This window comes from Psychrobacter sp. I-STPA10 (genome assembly GCF_021012795.1).
Classification (GTDB): domain Bacteria; phylum Pseudomonadota; class Gammaproteobacteria; order Pseudomonadales; family Moraxellaceae; genus Psychrobacter.
This window is the reverse complement of the sequence record NZ_VFYU01000029.1, coordinates 1-17071: the sequence shown is the minus strand read 5'-3', so window position 1 is coordinate 17071 and position 17071 is coordinate 1. Positions and strand designations below refer to the sequence as shown.

The 17071-nt window shown below is 37.2% G+C and carries 16 protein-coding genes; 7 read left to right on the top strand and 9 right to left on the bottom strand.

The window, feature by feature from the left end; genetic code table 11:
• Nucleotides 1-24: 24 nt before the first annotated feature.
• Nucleotides 25-1530, bottom strand: coding sequence for a CYTH and CHAD domain-containing protein (locus FHK89_RS13745; RefSeq protein WP_230661426.1), 1506 nt, complete (start codon nt 1528-1530; stop codon nt 25-27).
• A 375-nt stretch (nt 1531-1905) separates the two neighbouring features.
• On the opposite strand from FHK89_RS13745, the gene FHK89_RS13740 reads away from it, so the two are divergent.
• Nucleotides 1906-3066 carry a DUF4349 domain-containing protein gene (locus FHK89_RS13740; protein ID WP_230661424.1) on the top strand — a complete coding sequence of 387 codons (1161 nt, stop codon included), beginning with the start codon at nt 1906-1908 and terminating at the stop codon, nt 3064-3066.
• A 188-nt stretch (nt 3067-3254) separates the two neighbouring features.
• Here FHK89_RS13740 and FHK89_RS13735 read toward each other — a convergent pair whose 3' ends face one another.
• Nucleotides 3255-4844 carry an isocitrate lyase gene (locus FHK89_RS13735; RefSeq protein WP_230661422.1) on the bottom strand — a complete coding sequence of 530 codons (1590 nt, stop codon included), beginning with the start codon at nt 4842-4844 and terminating at the stop codon, nt 3255-3257.
• 319 nt (nt 4845-5163) lie between these two features.
• Between FHK89_RS13735 and FHK89_RS13730 the strand changes: the two genes are divergently transcribed.
• Nucleotides 5164-6153 (top strand): LysR family transcriptional regulator, encoded by a 990-nt coding sequence (locus FHK89_RS13730; RefSeq protein WP_230661420.1) that lies wholly within the window; start codon nt 5164-5166, stop codon nt 6151-6153.
• Nucleotides 6154-6273: 120 nt separating this feature from the next.
• On the opposite strand, the gene FHK89_RS13725 is transcribed toward FHK89_RS13730, so the two are convergent.
• The 3 genes from FHK89_RS13725 to FHK89_RS13715 all read right to left on the bottom strand — a co-directional run bounded on the left by FHK89_RS13725 (nt 6274) and on the right by FHK89_RS13715 (nt 10454).
• Nucleotides 6274-7041, bottom strand: coding sequence for a lytic transglycosylase domain-containing protein (locus FHK89_RS13725; protein ID WP_230661498.1), 768 nt, complete (start codon nt 7039-7041; stop codon nt 6274-6276).
• Nucleotides 7042-7620: 579 nt separating this feature from the next.
• Nucleotides 7621-8898 (bottom strand): cation:proton antiporter, encoded by a 1278-nt coding sequence (locus FHK89_RS13720; RefSeq protein ID WP_230661418.1) that lies wholly within the window; start codon nt 8896-8898, stop codon nt 7621-7623.
• A gap of 32 nt (nt 8899-8930) precedes the next feature.
• Nucleotides 8931-10454, bottom strand: a complete 1524-nt coding sequence (locus FHK89_RS13715) for a YihY family inner membrane protein (RefSeq protein ID WP_230661415.1) — start codon at nt 10452-10454, stop codon at nt 8931-8933.
• A gap of 279 nt (nt 10455-10733) precedes the next feature.
• Here FHK89_RS13715 and wrbA point away from each other — a divergent pair, with 279 nt between their 5' ends.
• Both wrbA and FHK89_RS13705 read left to right on the top strand, forming a co-directional pair.
• Nucleotides 10734-11342 carry an NAD(P)H:quinone oxidoreductase gene (wrbA, locus tag FHK89_RS13710; RefSeq protein ID WP_230661413.1) on the top strand — a complete coding sequence of 203 codons (609 nt, stop codon included), beginning with the start codon at nt 10734-10736 and terminating at the stop codon, nt 11340-11342.
• Between the two features lie 83 nt (nt 11343-11425).
• The gene (locus tag FHK89_RS13705) at nt 11426-11869 is read left to right on the top strand and encodes a hypothetical protein (protein ID WP_230661411.1); all 444 of its coding nucleotides are present in this window, start codon (nt 11426-11428) and stop codon (nt 11867-11869) included.
• A 408-nt stretch (nt 11870-12277) separates the two neighbouring features.
• On the opposite strand, the gene FHK89_RS13700 is transcribed toward FHK89_RS13705, so the two are convergent.
• Nucleotides 12278-12886 (bottom strand): DUF3108 domain-containing protein, encoded by a 609-nt coding sequence (locus tag FHK89_RS13700; protein ID WP_230661496.1) that lies wholly within the window; start codon nt 12884-12886, stop codon nt 12278-12280.
• 564 nt (nt 12887-13450) lie between these two features.
• Between FHK89_RS13700 and yaaA the strand changes: the two genes are divergently transcribed.
• Nucleotides 13451-14251 carry a peroxide stress protein YaaA gene (gene yaaA / locus FHK89_RS13695; RefSeq protein ID WP_230661409.1) on the top strand — a complete coding sequence of 267 codons (801 nt, stop codon included), beginning with the start codon at nt 13451-13453 and terminating at the stop codon, nt 14249-14251.
• Nucleotides 14252-14273: 22 nt separating this feature from the next.
• Here the strand turns inward: yaaA and FHK89_RS13690 are convergent, their stop codons facing one another.
• From FHK89_RS13690 to FHK89_RS13680, 3 genes are all read right to left on the bottom strand, one after another.
• Nucleotides 14274-15428, bottom strand: coding sequence for a hypothetical protein (locus FHK89_RS13690; RefSeq protein WP_230661407.1), 1155 nt, complete (start codon nt 15426-15428; stop codon nt 14274-14276).
• Nucleotides 15429-15503: 75 nt separating this feature from the next.
• On the bottom strand, nt 15504-15674 hold the full coding sequence (locus FHK89_RS13685) for a signal peptidase complex subunit 1 family protein (protein ID WP_230661405.1): 171 nt from the start codon (nt 15672-15674) through the stop codon (nt 15504-15506).
• A gap of 12 nt (nt 15675-15686) precedes the next feature.
• Nucleotides 15687-16025, bottom strand: coding sequence for a hypothetical protein (locus FHK89_RS13680; RefSeq protein ID WP_230661403.1), 339 nt, complete (start codon nt 16023-16025; stop codon nt 15687-15689).
• A gap of 197 nt (nt 16026-16222) precedes the next feature.
• Between FHK89_RS13680 and FHK89_RS13675 the strand changes: the two genes are divergently transcribed.
• Together FHK89_RS13675 and FHK89_RS13670 are read left to right on the top strand one after the other, a co-directional pair.
• Nucleotides 16223-16552: an IS630 transposase-related protein gene (locus FHK89_RS13675; RefSeq protein ID WP_230655620.1), complete on the top strand. Its 330-nt coding sequence runs from the start codon at nt 16223-16225 to the stop codon at nt 16550-16552.
• Nucleotides 16500-17066 carry an IS630 family transposase gene (locus FHK89_RS13670; RefSeq protein ID WP_230655621.1) on the top strand — a complete coding sequence of 189 codons (567 nt, stop codon included), beginning with the start codon at nt 16500-16502 and terminating at the stop codon, nt 17064-17066. The genes FHK89_RS13675 and FHK89_RS13670 overlap by 53 nt, the downstream gene beginning before the upstream one ends.
• Nucleotides 17067-17071: the final 5 nt, after the last annotated feature.

Here is a 17071-nt window from a genome sequence, read left to right as displayed (position 1 = left end):
CACTAGCCAAAGTCTTATAATAGACTACCAAAAAGTAGGTGCATTTTTTACGGTTTTTAGGCTATTGCCACACTCTTTTGCGGCATGTTCTTGTTCAGCGCCAAAGTAACCCACTGCAAACCAAGCATTTGCATCTTGTTCCGTTTTTTGTTGATAAAATTCATGACCAACTAAGCTGTCATTATATTCTCCAAGTATATCTTGAGCAGGTTCAAGGTATTTTAAAAACTTCTTGGTCTTTTTCTTTTTGAACATCGGAGCGACAAACTCACTAATATAGCGTAGGCTTTTTAGACGTTTGCGTACATCATGTTGTTCTTCAAGATCTAACTCAGCAAAATGTTCGCTGGCTTTGGCAATTTTTGCAAATAATTTATTTAAAATCTTACACAATTTGGGTTTGGCAAGTTTATCTGCATTTGCTTCGCTGCTGGGATCGCTCATGGTAAATTCAATTAATTCCAATAAAGTTAATTGGAAGTCGTTGGCACGTACCGCATCGATAGGCTGTACCTTTAGCGCATCACGTTCAGGTGTCCAGTCAACATGTGGTGCACCTTGTTCCTCTAGCATGGGCTGAGTTTTTATTTGCAAAATCTCACGATCTCGATATTCTCCTAATAAACTAAAGGTCTGTTTTAACACTGGAATCCAGTCGCTATTGACTTGCTCGGAGAAGCCATCAAAAAACTTAAGAGCAGTGCGTAGACGGCGAATACCTACTCGCAATTGGTGTACATGGTTGCCATCAGGACTACCTGCGGCAATGGCACTGGCGTTGGGCAGTATCTGTAACATACAGTTATGCACCACTGCACGCATAAAGGCGGGTTGACTCATTTTTTTGGATATATCAAGCTGATCTAGATCAGACTTCACTGCATCTGTAAACTCTTTGTTTGCAAGTAAAAGGCTACCACGTTCAGCTTTAGTGACAGTAGAGACACAGAGTTTATAGCGTTTACACCAAGTTTTTGCAACTTCAAATAAATACTCAGGACTGCCTTGTAGCAGTTCAAATTCGATTTCATGGATAGTTTGTTGAATGCTGTCATCTTCACCATGATGCACCAGTCCTTCATCATAAGCCACTTCAATCACATTACCCTCTTTTTTGACCAAACGGGTAATACGCTCTACATCAGTGACATACTGCTGGATTAACTCATCAGCAAGTGTCTCTAAATCAAAATGAGCTAATATGTCAGCCAGATCAGAGTCATTATAAATTTGTAAGTCAGGGCTGAGTGTTTGTTCATCAGCTGCTAGTTGGGCTTGCTGATTATCTAATGTATGGTTATGCTCAAGTCGAGCTGCCATACCATCACCTGTTGCTTTAATTGTTTGTACCCAGTCTTCTCCTTCTTTGCGAATACGTAAAGCGATGCCAGATTTTGCTAAATCTTGTTTGGCAGTATCAAAATAATAGGCAGCTAATTGATTGGTTTGTGAAGATTTGATATTAGCTTGACGCATCAGCGCATCAACTTTGTACTCTGGGACTAAAAATTTCAGCTCAATCTCTTGCATAATTCAATTCTCGGTCGATTAAAAAATAGGATACTCATATCCTAGGTGAGTTGGCAAATAATAACAAGCAAATTTATATGACATCTTCATGACATTTCTAAAATTTTTGTAAATAATTACTATTACCTTATATTTACTGTAATAACAATAACTTATATAAATTAATTTATTTTTTTAAATAAATTTTATTGAAAGCTATAAAGGCATTATGAGCTTTTTAATAAAGTTAATGGTATGAATGTTGATTGCTGATATACATTAAATATATAAATAAGTGGCTATATGGTTTAAAAATAAATTTCAGTAAATTGAAATATATGATATAAATTTAATCAATAATAAATATGGGATGACAACAAAATGAAGGCAAAAATAATGTTAATAAAGCCGCCTTACATATTCGCTCATTTAAATGGTAAATTCATTTCGATGGTGTTAATCGGGGCTTTGGTAGTGAGTGGCTGTAGTCAAGGTAAGGCACCACAACATGAAGCTGAGATAGACAATGTCGCTGAGTCAATGAGCAGTAGTACGGATATGGCAGTCACTAATATGCCTGATACTGATTTATCGACCACATCAATGGATAGCTTTAGCTCAGAGATTTTACCCTCAAATAGCACACAAAACTTGACATCAGATAGCAATATTATACTAAATACTACTGCCACTGATATTGAAGTGGCAGGTAAAAAACTTGTCATTAATGTCGAAGCCGATTTTAAAGTTGCTGACGTGGTAAAAAGTAGCAATGCCATTGAGATACTCACGCAACAACAAGGTGGCTATGTGGCACAAAGTAATATCAGTAATCAATCACTTTCTCAACGTGTGTTTCAGCAAGGTGATGACGATATTACCCTGACCACTTATTATCGACAAGCGAATATGACGCTGCGTATTCCACGTCAAAAAGTGAGTGAGTTTTTGCGTCAATTACAACAGCAAATTACCTTTTTAAATGCGCATAATTTTACTGCCCAAGATGTGACATTAGATTTATATCGGCAACAGCTAGAATCCAAACTCAATGCTGATATGGCAGACGAGTTGAGTGGTGAGCGCCTCAATAGCCATAATGATAAAGACCAAAATAGTAATGTTGATAGTATTACAGCGACTTATGCTGCCAAAGAGCAGCAACAGATGGCAAAATTGCAACGCTTAGCAATAGCAGATCAAGTGGCTTTTAGCACCATTCATCTAAGTTTTAGCCAACCTGATATTGTATATAAGGAAGTCAGTAAAAATTTAGAATCAGTGATAGCAACACAGCAGCCAAGCTTTTCGACCCAAGCCTATCATCGCTTTGTTAAAGGTTGGGATAGTCTTAAAGTGGTGGTGCTAGGAGTGATTGGTTTATGGTGGCTATGGTTATTAGCAATAACTGCATATTTATTATTTAAAATAATAAAAAAAGTCTATCAACGTTTGCAACATTTAAATCATAAGCAGCCTCATGGTGCAGCAACGATTCAGCTTGGAGAGATGAAAGTGGAAAATGATGATCCAGCTAAAGCAAAAGATAAAAATTGATAGGTGATATATCCAGACAGTCAATGTCCAATTTAGATATAAATTGGTGTTTAAAATATAAAAAGACCACCCTACATTGTAGAGTGGTCTTTTTTAAGATTTGCTGCTAACTATTTAATTTAACACTATTTGACTTAATATTAGCATTAGATATCTAGTTAGTTTTTAAAGGACAACTTAATCATTGATTAATGATTAAATTGGTTCATGGTATTTTTCTCACCACCAGCTTTAAGCGCGTTGTCACCAGAGAAGATCTCTTTGTGATCATCACCTAAGTCAGAGCCAGCCATTGCTTGGTGCTTAACGCAAGAGACGCCTTCACGGATCTCTTTACGTTGTACGCCAGAAACATAAGCCAGCATACCTTCTTCACCAAAGTAGCCTTTTGCAAGCTCATGGGTGCTTAGAGCAGCAGTGTGATAGGTTGGCAAGGTGATGAGGTGATGGAAGACACCTGCTTCACGTGCTGCATCACGCTGGAAGTTTTGTGCTAGTTCATCAGCAGCCTTGTCAAGATCAGTACCATCATACTCAGCACTCATTAGGTTGTCTTTATCATAGGCTGATATGTCTTTACCTTCTTCTTCCCATTTAGCGATGATTTGCTTACGGAAGTTCAGTGTCCAGTTAAATGATGGGCTATTGTTATAAACAAGTTTGGCTTTTGGTTGTTGTTCTTTGATGCGATCAACCATTGATTTAATGTGTGCGATATCTGGGGTTGGTGTTTCAATCCATAGTAAATCTGCACCATTTTCTAGGGCAGTCACACAGTCTAGAACAACACGGTCAATGTTAGTACCATCACGGAATTGATAGAGACCATTTGCTAGACGTACAGGACGTACCAGTTTGCCATCACGTTTAAGTAGAACGTCGTTTTCACGTGCATCAGCAATATCAATTTCTTCTACTTCGATAAAGTCGATGTATTTAGAAGCTAGATCGCCTTTTTCTTGTGATACTGGGATTTTTTGTGTTAGTGAGGCACCTTCTGAGTCAGTACGAGCAACAATAACGCCATCATCTACACCAAGCTCTAAAAATGCATAGCGTACGGCATTTAGCTTAGAGATAAAATCTTCATGTGGTACAGTGACTTTACCTGCTTGGTGTCCACACTGTTTGGCATCAGATACTTGGTTTTCAATCTGAATGGCAGCAGCACCTGCTTCAATCATGCTTTTTGCTAGTAGGTATGTTGCTTCTTCATTACCAAAACCTGCATCGATATCAGCAATGATTGGCACAACGTGTGATTCAAAATTATCAATTTTATCTTGAATTTCTTTGGTGTCTTGACCTGCTTCTTTTGCTGCATTTAGCTCACGGAAATAGTCATTTAATACTTTGGCATCTGCTTGACGTAAGAAAGTATAGATCTCTTCAATCAATGCAGGAACAGTGGTTTTTTCGTGCATTGATTGGTCAGGTAATGGACCTAGCTCTGAGCGAAGAGCGGCAACCATCCAACCAGAGAGATAAATGTAGCGTTTTGAGGTAGTACCAAAATATTTTTTGTTAGCATACATGGTTTGTTGAGCGATAAAACCATGCCATGCACCTAGAGATTGGGTGTATTTAGAAGTATCTTCATCGTATTCTTGCATGTCTTGACGCATGATAGCAGCAGTATATTTAGCAATATCTAAGCCCGTCTTAAAGCGGTTTTGTACAATCATACGAGCGGCATCAGTTTCACTGATATTTTGCCAGTTACCATGTTTTTGTTTTAGTTCACGAATATGATCTATTGCTGATGTATAAGTTGACATCTAACATCTCCTTTGATGAATAAAATATTAAAGTAAATAAAAAAAGAAAAGATAGGTTTATTGGTATAATGTAGTCACTCAAAAGCAGCAAAAATGCTGCGACAACCGAACTTATTTGAATTGGCAGATTAACATCATCCCTCTATCTCAGTACCATCTCAAGTAGTGTCAATAACTATATAGTGGTTAAGAAGATTTATCTAATTTATGATAGTTATCTTTGGTATTCACCTTTATTATAGTATAGTATTTATAGGAGTTTCAAGGTGCTTTTGGGTATTAATTATTATTAGGTAGAGATTAGTGGATATAGATATTTATGAATTTACAGCGAGTTGATTTAAATTTATTGGTGCATTTGGATGTTTTATTACGTGAAAAAAACGTCACTCGTGCCGCCGAGCAATTAGGTATTACCCAACCAGCGATGAGTAATATATTACGCCGATTGCGCAAGCTGTTTAATGATCCTTTATTGGTGCGCTCATCTGAGGGAATGACTCCAACAGAGCGTGCATTGGAGTTACAGCCACGTATTCGTGAAATATTGGCAGATTTGACCCAAGTATTAGAGCCACGTACAGAGTTTCGCCCTTATAGTACGTCACGGGTCTTTCGTATCATGACCTCAGATTATGCAGAGGCAACATTAGTACCAAGACTGGTAAAAGCATTACGCTCAGAAGCGCCTAATGTGATTTTGGATTTTTTGACCCCATCAGATGTTTCTTATCGTGATATGGAGCAGGGGCGAGTAGATTTAGCCATTAATCGTTTTAATGAAATACCACAAAGTTTCCATCAAGTTTTGGTATGGCGAGATACCTTTAGTTGTTTGTTGTCAGCGGAAAGCCCTTATATCAACCGTTTTAATTTAAAAAACTATCTAAAAGCCCAACATGTTTGGGTGTCCAAAACAGGTATGGGAGTTGGATTTGGGGTGAATCCAGAAAAGTCAGGTGGGCTTGGCTCGATTGATCAGGCATTGCAGCGTTTAGGACAAAAACGGCAAATCAGTGTGTTTACCCGTCATTATCAGATGCCTGCCATGCTTGCTGCAAATAAGGATTTGATTGCAACCCTGCCAACTCGAGTGGCGCGGATGCAGGCGACCAATGACAGCATTGTGTTAAAAGAGCCACCGTTTTTTATTCCTGAGTTTGAGCTAACAATGGCATGGTCGCCGCTTTTACAGCATCACCCAGCACACAGATGGTTGCGGCAATTAATCATGCATGTGGCACGTCAGGTGGTGGCAGAAGAAGATGCTGGGCAGCCACAAATGCCAGTGATTAATCATTTATTTTAGTTGGTTGATAGGGGATAATTAAAAAGGGTGGATTAAATATTTTAATCTACCCTTTTTTGTTGAACTTTTTATTGAACCGCTATGACTGTGATTTAGTATCAAACTAAATATGAAAATGTATTAACGCAAAGCTGCATAGGCTGATTGCGTATAACTGTCACTGCTTACATTATTTAGGGAGTCATTATAAATGACTTGATTGCTAACGGTTGCATAGCTAACAGGCATCGCTTGTACGTTTGGCTGAGCTACTGCTGTATTGAGTAACGAGCTGTCAAGTTTGTATAGATTGTTGTAGCGTCCCAATACCTTTTTGACGTAGTTTTGGGTTTCTCTAAATGGAGGAATACCACCATATTTAGTGACATTACCTTCACCTGCGTTATAACCAGCAACAACAAATTCAATATTGTTATTAAAGCGTCGTTTTAGCCAAGCGATATATTTGGCAGCACCTTCGATATTTTCAGCAGGATTCCAAGGGTTATTGACAGCAAAGCGTCTGGCAGTGGCTGGCATCAGTTGCATCAGTCCTTGTGCGCCTACTGGTGAGCGTGCATTAGGATTAAACGCCGATTCAGTATGCATCATTGCTTTAATAAGCGCAGGGTCAACACCATGGCGCGCCCCTGAGTCTCTAATAAAAGCATCATAGGAGTTACGATTGGCACTGGGACTTGGCGCAGCAAAGCCGTTATACCCATTAGTAGCAGTACTACTACTGTTATTTGTTTGGAGCTTGGAGTCAGGATAATAAGTGACTTTCACAGGTTGGGTAAATTTATTAAAATTGCCAGATGGTTTGTGCACGTTTGTTAATAGCACTTGCCCACTGTCTTTATCTTTATAAATATACATATTGCCTGCTTGTGCTGAAGGTAAAGCCATGAATGCTAACAAAGGTAAAGAGGCTTGCAGACAAATAGAAGCATAGCGATGACTTTTTCCAAACAAATGATTAGCCATCAGTTGGCGGGTGACTGAGACGAATGAGTTATACATGATAAAGTTCGCTTTATAGTTTTATGGTCATAAGCATAGTATGATGCAGTGTTTAAAAACCACTGCCATATCAAACTGATATTAAAAAAATCTAATATTAAAAAAATTGATTCAATAAGACACGCCTAACATGCTCTAATATAACATATTTTATGAATTTTTTTAAACCTTGTTCAGCCATTCACTCCCATTAATTGTACCTCAGTCATTTAGTAACTATTTAGTGGGCATGGTTGATGAGGGATAAATATAACCCAAAAGTAGGGAAGTTTTATAACTATCTATCTTACTCCCCACTTTCAACTTAATTTACTCAATTGATATATGACTTCTCCCAACCCATCCCCTTGAAGTAAGGGGAGAGCTTAAAAGTCAGTTTCTCCCACTTTTTTAAGGAGGAGATTAAGATGGGGAAAAGTTGAGATTGAAGTACCTTAAGCTTAAGAATACTTGATTTAATTACAATTATTCTAAGACTTTGTGTGGTAAGGGCTGTTTGATACTTTTTGCAACTCTACCAATGGTTAAGCCTTGTACTAAAATAGAAAATATGACAATGGCATAGGTAAGAGCCAGTAGTAAATTGCGCTCTTCACCTACAGGCAATTGCAGTACCAATGCAACTGAAATACCACCACGTAAGCCACCCCATGTCAATACTTTCCATGCACCTTTAGGTAAGTCAAGCTGTTTTCTAAAGGTCTTGGTGGTCATGCCAACAACGATAAAACGAGCCGCTAAGGCAATGATAATGGCTAAAATGGCAGCAATAAATAAATTAATAGAATAAGCAATGACCACCACTTCTAGTCCAATTAAGACAAATAAAATGGCGTTTAAAATCTCATCTATTAATTCCCAAAATAAATCCACATAATGACGTGTTTCATCACTCATGGCATAGGCGCGTCCATGATTACCCAGCATCAATCCCATCATCACCATTGCCAAAGGGCCAGATAAATGCCAGTAGCTGGCAAGTGAGTAACCACCCAATACACCTGCTAAGGTGAGTAGTACTTCTTCTTGATAGCTGTTGATACTTTTGATTAAGTAATACAAGATAAGCCCTAATATGATACCAAAGGCAATACCACCACCAGCTTCTACTGCTAGGCTATGTCCAATGTGTCCTGCTGTGGGAATGTCACCACTGGCAAGAATGCCAAGTAGTAGCACAAATATCACCACACCAATACCATCATTAAATAATGACTCGCCAGCAATCACAGTTTCTAAACTTTTGGGTGCGCCTGCTGAAGATAAAATACCCATCACTGCAATGGGGTCTGTGGGAGAGATGAGGGCACCGAATAATAGACACCAGATAAATGATAATTCAAAGCCAAGTAAAGGCAGAACGACATAGGTGGCAGCGGCAATTAAAAAGGCAGATACCAATGTGCCCAAAAACGCTAAAATACCAATGGGTAGCTTGTAGCGGCGTAAGTCACTAATGTTAATATGTAACGCACCTGCAAACAGCAACATAGACAACATGCCATCTAGCAAGACTTCAGTAAAGTCGAGTTGATCTAATAAGCTTACTTCATAGTCAAATAGCTCATCAAACCCTAAGAAGCCCAAAAAAATTGCCAGTATGGAGAGTATTAAAGAGATGACCATGACGCCAATGGTGGTGGGTAATCCAATAAAGCGTTTATTTGTATAGGCAAGAAGCGCGGTTAGTGATAAAAAAATGGCACTGATATCTAATACAGAAAGAGATGCAGTTGGTAGCATTGCTAAGGTCTCATTAAATGGGTTAGTTTTTATTATTTATTCGCTGTTTTATTCGGTTTATTAGGATTGTCATCTTCACTAATTAAAGTGGTGTTTGTGTTTTTATGCAAGCGAAGTTTATTAAATATAGCGAAGCGATTTTTTTCTGCTTTCTTTGGTTGTTCATTTGTCTCAGGTAAAATTTGTTCACGATTTTGATTGTCATAAGTTTTGTTGGCACTCTCATCAAAAGCCTCTGGTTGTGCAGGATATTCATTGCTATCTTGTGGTAAGTTAGCTTCAGGTGGCTCTGTTTTTGGGCGAGGATGACTGTGTGAAAAAATATCTGCCAGTGGCACATCAAGAGTTTTGCGGGCATAGTTTTCGGTATTAATAAGGCGGGGTGCTAATAAACTCAGCCATGGTGTTTGGATGCTATCATCCATAAGGTCAAGTTCGTCTTTGATGGGCAGCGGGTAGGGTAAGGTAGTATAAAAATCCCATAATGACATTTGCGATAAGTCTCTTTTTAAGACATAACGATTATGTTCTGTTACCGTAATTAAGTCATTTTTTTTCAGATAGTGGATATAGGTATACCATTTGGGCAACTCTTTTCGTCCCAAAACATCTCTGAGATCTTGCTCATCAACAGGTTGCCCTAATTGATAGCGGTCATAAATCAAATTAAGCATGTCAAGGAGACTAAACAAAGGATGACGAGGATAGACTTCTTTGGTCTCAAAAATGGTTAAGGTATAGCTAATCTCAACCCCGATTAAAATAAGGTTCCATGATAAGTATATCCATAATAAAAAGATGGGTAATGCAGCAAAAGCGCCATAAATCGCTTCATAATTGGTCGCATTTGACATGGCAATACCAAATATATATTTAAGCAATTCAAAAGAGATGGCAGCAATAACTCCAGCGATGGCCGCATTTTTTATTGGAACGTAAGCTTTAGGGATAAACCAATACATGCCAATAAAGCCAGCCGTGGTTACCACAAATGAAACAATGTGAACCCAAAAAGACCAGTCAATACCATAGCCTGCAATTTGTTGATTTAAAAAACTCAAACTTTGTACTGTACTCGACACAATAAACGCAGTGCCTAATACCAAAGGCCCTACGGTGAGCAAAAGCCAATAGCGCACGATACTTTTCATACCACCAGATTTGTCTTCTACTCGCCATATTTGATTAAATGCAGTTTCGATGGTAAATAATGTCATGACTGTGGTCACAAACAGCACCATAATACCCATGGCAGTCAAATTAGTGGACTTTTCGGTAAACTCATTGATATATTGACTGACTTGCATGCTCGATTGTGGCAGTAGGTTATTATATATCACCTGATAAATTTGCGCTCTAACATCTCCTAAAGCTGGGACAGAAGATAAAATTATTAGTAAAATGGTTAAGACAGGGACAATAGATAATAGTGTTGTATAGGTAAGAGACGCTGCTTTTTGTTGACAGTTATCTTCTAGAAAATGATGAATTAAAAAACGTAGAAAAACAAACCATTGTTGGTTATAAAATGGCAGTTTTTTAAGTAACTTTTCCATACTTAGGCACACATTATTGTAAAATTTGCCATAGTGTAGCAAAAATTACACTTTTATATATGCAAAAAAATTGTGTCAAAATACAATTGATTGCAGTGTATGCTGATGGGTCTCCTATCAATTATCAGGTTGATTATTTGATGATAGGTGATGGCAAGCAGTATTTTAACCATCAAAATGACTTTTCTTCTTCTTAATTATCCGATAGCTAATAAACCAATACTTCATAAACTGATATTTAATAAACTGATATTTAATAAATAATGTAAAGGACCTATTATGACCACAACACCTTATGTGCTGGTGCTATATTATTCACAATATGGAACAACAAAGCAGTTGGCGTATGCCATTGCTCAAGGGATTGAAGATGTGGGTATAACGGCACGTATTCGCACTGTTCCTAAGGTTGCTACAGAGATTACCACTGCCAGCCCTGCCATTCCTGATGAGGGCGATTTATACTGCACAATGGCAGACTTAAAAGATTGTGTAGGCTTAGCATTAGGTAGCCCGACACATTTTGGCAATATGGCAGCACCAATGAAGTATTTTTGGGATAGTACAGTAACGCTTTGGCTGGCAGGCAATTTGCAAAATAAACCTGCTTGTGTGTTTACCAGTACAGGATCAATGCATGGTGGTCAAGAGAGCACACTAATCAGTATGATGTTGCCATTATTGCATCATGGCATGATGGTATTGGGCTTACCGTATGCTGAGCCTGCACTTAATCGTACCAACCGTGGTGGTACGCCTTATGGTGCAACCCATGTAAGTGGGGCAGATCATGATGAGCCGATGAGTAAAGATGAGCGTATGTTAGCAGTGGCGCAAGGTAAACGTTTGGGACTAACTGCACGTGCACTACTTAATGCATCATTATAAATAGCGTTATCAGTGACAAGTTATACCGATCCTAAAAAATAATCTATAATGACTCGTTTTTAATAGTAAGGAAAGTAAGGTTTATGCGTATGCGCCAAAGTCGTAGCAAAGCGACACGAGGAGTCAGACCCGTCACGCCCATACGTCGAAGGTTAAAAGTAGTATGGATTATTTGGCTGTTATACCGTATGCTCGCCATGCCAGTGTGCATTAGTATTACAAATGATGCACAACTTGATATCATCGGTGGTATTGTGTGGCAAAGTCTATGGCTAATTCCAGCATTTGTGCTATCTCCATGGATGACAAAAGGTAAGTCCGCCTATGCTTTATTATTGGCAAGTATGATTACTTTGGTTTATTTTGGTGCAAGTGGGGTGGTGTTATTTACGCATATTTATGCTGAAAACTGGTCATCGTTATGGATTTATGTGATTGATGCGGTGTTATTATTATTGATTAACATCTGGTTATTTCAGCTATTAAAGCGTTTGCCTTCTATGAATAATCCAGTCAATCATGCTTAATATTTGATCATGATTCATAAATCTGGGTATCAATATTCATATTCAATGAGATAAAAAAGCGGATGAGACCATATTTTAGGTTTTGCCCACTTTTTTTAGCTATGGTTAGTGACAATAACTATTAACTATTAACTTATAAGACCCCCTCCTAACCTCCCCCTTACTAGGTGAGCATAGCTCTTGTCTTGTACTACAAGCACAGCTTTTCGTCTTGCATCGCTAAAATAGTCCACTGGACTATTTATTAACGCTCTTCAGGAGCGAAACAGTGTTTCGCTATATCCCTCATCAGGGAGAGGAACTGGTTTTTAAGTTCTCCCCTTGAAGTAAGGAGAGGGTTTGGGAGGGGGCATATATGATTTTATAAAATAAAGTTGAGAGTGAGGTTATTAACTATATGTATGTTAACTATTGCACACCAGTGAGCTGCATCTCCATTTTTTTGCCATCATTTAATTGCGTTATTTTTATGGGTAAATAGTCTAAACTAGGGGCAAGCCAAAAGCTAGAAGCACGGTCACTGTCATCATGGATACGGTCAATACGTACCGTTTGATAAGTGCCTGCAGGAACAGTAATATTATAAGTACCTACTTTTTTAAATTGAGTTTTTTCTACCTTGTCTTTTTTTGCCATGTAATAAGTGCCAGAAAAACGCCCATTTAATAAATCTTCTCTGATTTGTACCTCAAGACTAAGATCATCAAATGCACCATTTGGTGCAGAAAAAGTATTGGTTTTGCCACGATAGGTACTGGTGACTTTTTTTGCAGTAGGATTAAAACTAAGGTTATGGGTACGTCCAACACCCAAAAACTTGTAGGAGGTGCTAGCAGAGCTTGGTGATACCGTATTGCCATTTATTTTAAAAATGCTGCTTTGATTTGCACGAGCCACACCAGAAGCTTTGGCATTGACTTTATAATTCCAGTTACTGCCTGATTTCGTTAATTTGCGAGTTGCTGTACCATCGTACTTATTATCAACAGTAAATTTATAGGTTGCAGTAGATGGCATAATTTCATTGGCAGCCGTTGCTGAGAGGGGGGCAGTTGCAGCCGTTGCTAGACTGACACCAATGCCAATATTTGTCAATAATGATGCTTTTTTATCAGTTTTTTGCCGTTTCTCATGACTTATTGTGCTTGAGTCTGTTTGAAATTTAGCACGCAATATATGTTTCAGCATGGTTTTGTATCCTTATGGCATCAATGTTTATTTTACTTAGTTCACTTTGAATTTGTCAGTTGATTAATAATCGATAGAGGCCCTTTGCTTCTTTCTTTTTAAGAGAGAATAGCAAGAAGTTGAGACAAGTTAAGTTGTAGTGAATAGAGTAAAAATCATAACTAATGGTATTGTGGTGTAATTTAAAAAAAATTGGGTTGGATTTTGTGACAAATTGTTTCTGAGATTTTTTATGCCATATTTCTGTATTGCCATAATGGCTAAGATACCCTGATTCATAGTTATTATGTTTTGTTTAGAGTCTGTTGAACTTTCATTGTTATAGGAAAAGTTGCAAGAAAAATTGAGCTAAAATTAATAAAAAATAAACCTATTTAAAAAATAAGGATAACCATGTACTTTGTTTTATCCCCTGCCAAAAGCCTAAACGAAAGTGATGAGTTGCCCATCAATATCGGCAATTACTACAGTCAGCCAGAGTTGATTGAGCAATCACAAAGTTTGATGAAGGTATTAAAAAATAAAGAACCCATCGACTTACAAGAGTTAATGAACATCTCTGATGACTTAGCTCAGCTGAATACCAAACGCAACCAAGATTGGCAGTGGAGTAAAGATAAGCCGTTTAGCGCAGATAATGCCAAGCCTGCTGTTTATCTATTCGATGGTGACGTTTATACAGGACTTGATGTCTATAATATGGATAAAGACAGCGTTATTTATCTAAATGAGCATTTGGGGATTTTGTCAGGGTTATATGGTGTGTTAAAACCGCTAGATTTAATCCTACCTTACCGCCTAGAGATGGGTACAAAACTCAAAAACCCACAAGGTGATAACTTATATGAATTTTGGGGAGAAAAAATCACCCAAGTAATTAATGAGCGTATGACAGACAGTGACGATAAAGTGCTGATTAACTTGGCATCAAATGAATACTTTAAATCAGTGAAGAAAAAAGAGTTGACCGCCAATATCATTACCCCTCGTTTTGAAGATGAGAAAAATGGCAGCTACAAAGTAATTAGCTTTTATGCCAAAAAGGCTCGTGGCTTAATGGTGAAATATGTGGTAGAAAATAAACTGAGTAATGCTGAACAGCTAAAAGACTTTAATTTGGCAGGGTATTATTATTGTGCCGATGATTCTGATGAGAATACATGGACATTCCGCCGAGATAAAAAAAACCAATAAGTAAAAAGCCAAAAATTTTAACTTATGCCAATGGCAACTTACGATGGCTACGGCATAAATCATCATACAACTGCACCACTTTTGCTACTTGTTCATTGATAGGTGAGTTAATAGAATGAGTAGCAGATTGCCCGATGCATTTAATAAAATGACAAGCAGAATAATTCTTAGCTAATTGATGATAGCTCTGTAGCCATTCATTACGCTCTTTGGTCTTATCATTGTTTAGCCAAAAATATCTATTGGGTATTCTAGGCTCTATTTGTTGTTGCTGTTGCTGTGGGTGGTGATATTTATCTTGCTCGATCCGCCACGGCTTTGCTGTGACTCTGGCTCGAAAGCAATTTTGAACTTGGCACAATTTGGCATAACAGCTATCAACAGGTAACTGATTAAAACACAGTTGGGTTTTATCGTCATTGGCAAAAAAAGTGTCTTGCAAAGCAATTAAGCGAAAACCTAAGGGCGTTTGATAAATATTAAAAGCAAAGTCATTATTTTCTTCTAAGAATTTATTGATAATCATCTCTAAAATAGCTAATTCACCGCCTTGTTTTTTTAGCCATTGTGCCATTCTCTTGTCATCTATAGAATCAAACAGTATAAATAAAGCCCATACTATAAAAAAACTACTAAAAAAAGCCCATATAATATATTTAAGATACAACACGACATCACTAACACATGAGGTAAAAGGCTTTACACTAAATAAAAAAATAACAGCCAATAAAAATATTGCAAAAAGAACAAATCTCATTTTTATTTTATCTAAAATTAGAAAAGGCTTATCTATAAATTTATGCCGCCAACAAAATCGTGTTATATCATCATTATCAATATCCAAAATCATCACATTTTCGACATTTAGACAAGTTGCCCCATAACTATTTACCGTAGTGACACAATTTAAATCAGCATAATGATGAAGCACTTGCTCACGAATGGGCAAATCTGTTTTATCCAAATAGCTGTCTTTACCTTCAACCCGTTTGACTTTGCCTGTTGCTAATAAAGTCTGCTTTGCTTGCTGGCAACGCTCAATGGCATGTTCTTTTGCCTCAGCTTGACTGGTATTTGACCAGCCATAACGTTTGATTTTAGTGGTTTTGTTTTTACTGCGTTTATTTTCGTAAGCAAACTCAATGGTATGTTCTGACCAATAGCTTGGAATATTCATTATTTATCCTAAAAAAATACCTTAGTAGATACCAGTCTAACAAAGTCTAATTGTCAAAATGATTAGGGTATATACTTACAGGTCTGTAGGTTCACTGACCACACAAATTCCATAACCCTCAGGGTTCATTCCACCCCCCATATCAAGACAAGTATCGGTATATAAAAAAGATTTGAGTTGGTATCCCAAAATAAAGCTAATAATGGTTGATAAGATTAAAACGATTAGCCACTTTTTATTACTCATAATCTCTCCTTGTTAACTCAACGAGATTTTTTCAAGACAGTCACTGGTGGGTTTAGTGGAAAAGCTTAAATAAAAATAAATAAAACTCACTAAAAATCCTAGAAAAATATTACTCTTTATCCCCAAAGTATCAAGATAATCTGAAACTATAGGTAATACAAAAGTTATTATCAGTATAAATCCTAGTGTCAATAAAGTTTCAATCCATTCTTTTTTTGCATTAATTTTTATTTTAAAGGTTTGCTGACAATGCAAACAGCCAACAAAGTTTTTTGCATCATCAGTAAATATTTTTGGTAAGTTTATAATGTTGTCATGGGTTTTACTATCTTCTACATTATGTTCTGCCAAATATCGGCGATACCAATATAATTCGACCAAACGATAAGAATGACATTCAGGACAATAAATATTTGACTTTTGTTGCAATATTGGGTGATAGTCCACCTTATCTTGCTCAATGGTTTGTATGTCATCAACCCCTTTTATAGTCAATTCATACTAAAAATGTTATAAAGTCATTCAAAGAACCAAAAATTAGGAAACCAATGACATACTCTTTAGAATTTCGCAAACAAGTATTAAAAAGCTTAGAAAAGGGAATGACCTTTAAAGAAGCTGTTCAAGAATATGATATCAGTCCAACCACCATCCAGAAATGGAAAAAACGGTTATATAGCAAGAAAACACGCAATATCGAACCGACTAAAATTGCTAATGACGCTTTACTTAAAGATGTAGAGAACCATCCAGACAGCTATCATTATGAACGTGCAAGACGTTTAGGATGTAGCACTTCAGGTATCTGTGTCGCACTAAAACGCCTTGGTATCACTCAAAAAAAAGACCTTAAGCCATCCAAAAGCTTGTCTGATTAAAAGAGCAGAGTATCAAGCTAAGCTAGCTTTTTATCAAAAGCAAGGATTTCCCATAGTATATATGGATGAGAGCGGTTTTGAGCAGGAAGTCATACGTCCTTTTGGCTATAGCGCTATCGGCAAACCTTGTATTGATAGTTATAATTGGCAAGCTCGTAGCAGAACAAATGTTATAGGTGCACTCTATAATAAAACCTTGTTTGCTATTGATTACTTTAAACAAAACATTAACTCAAAAGTATTTCGTAGTTGGTGTAAGAACACCTTAATTCCGAGGCTTAATACTAAATGCGTCATTGTCATGGATAATGCCAGCTTCCATAAGAAAGTAACACGTCTTTTTAATAGACATGGTCATCGTGTGTTGTTCCTACCTCCTTATAGTCCTGATTTAAATCCTATTGAAAAGAAGTGGGGAAACGTGAAATCTTTACGTAAAGGTTGGTTAGAAAACGATTTATCTAAATTATTTTATGATATTTGTCCTTACTATAACTCTTTTGTTTTGAATTGACTATA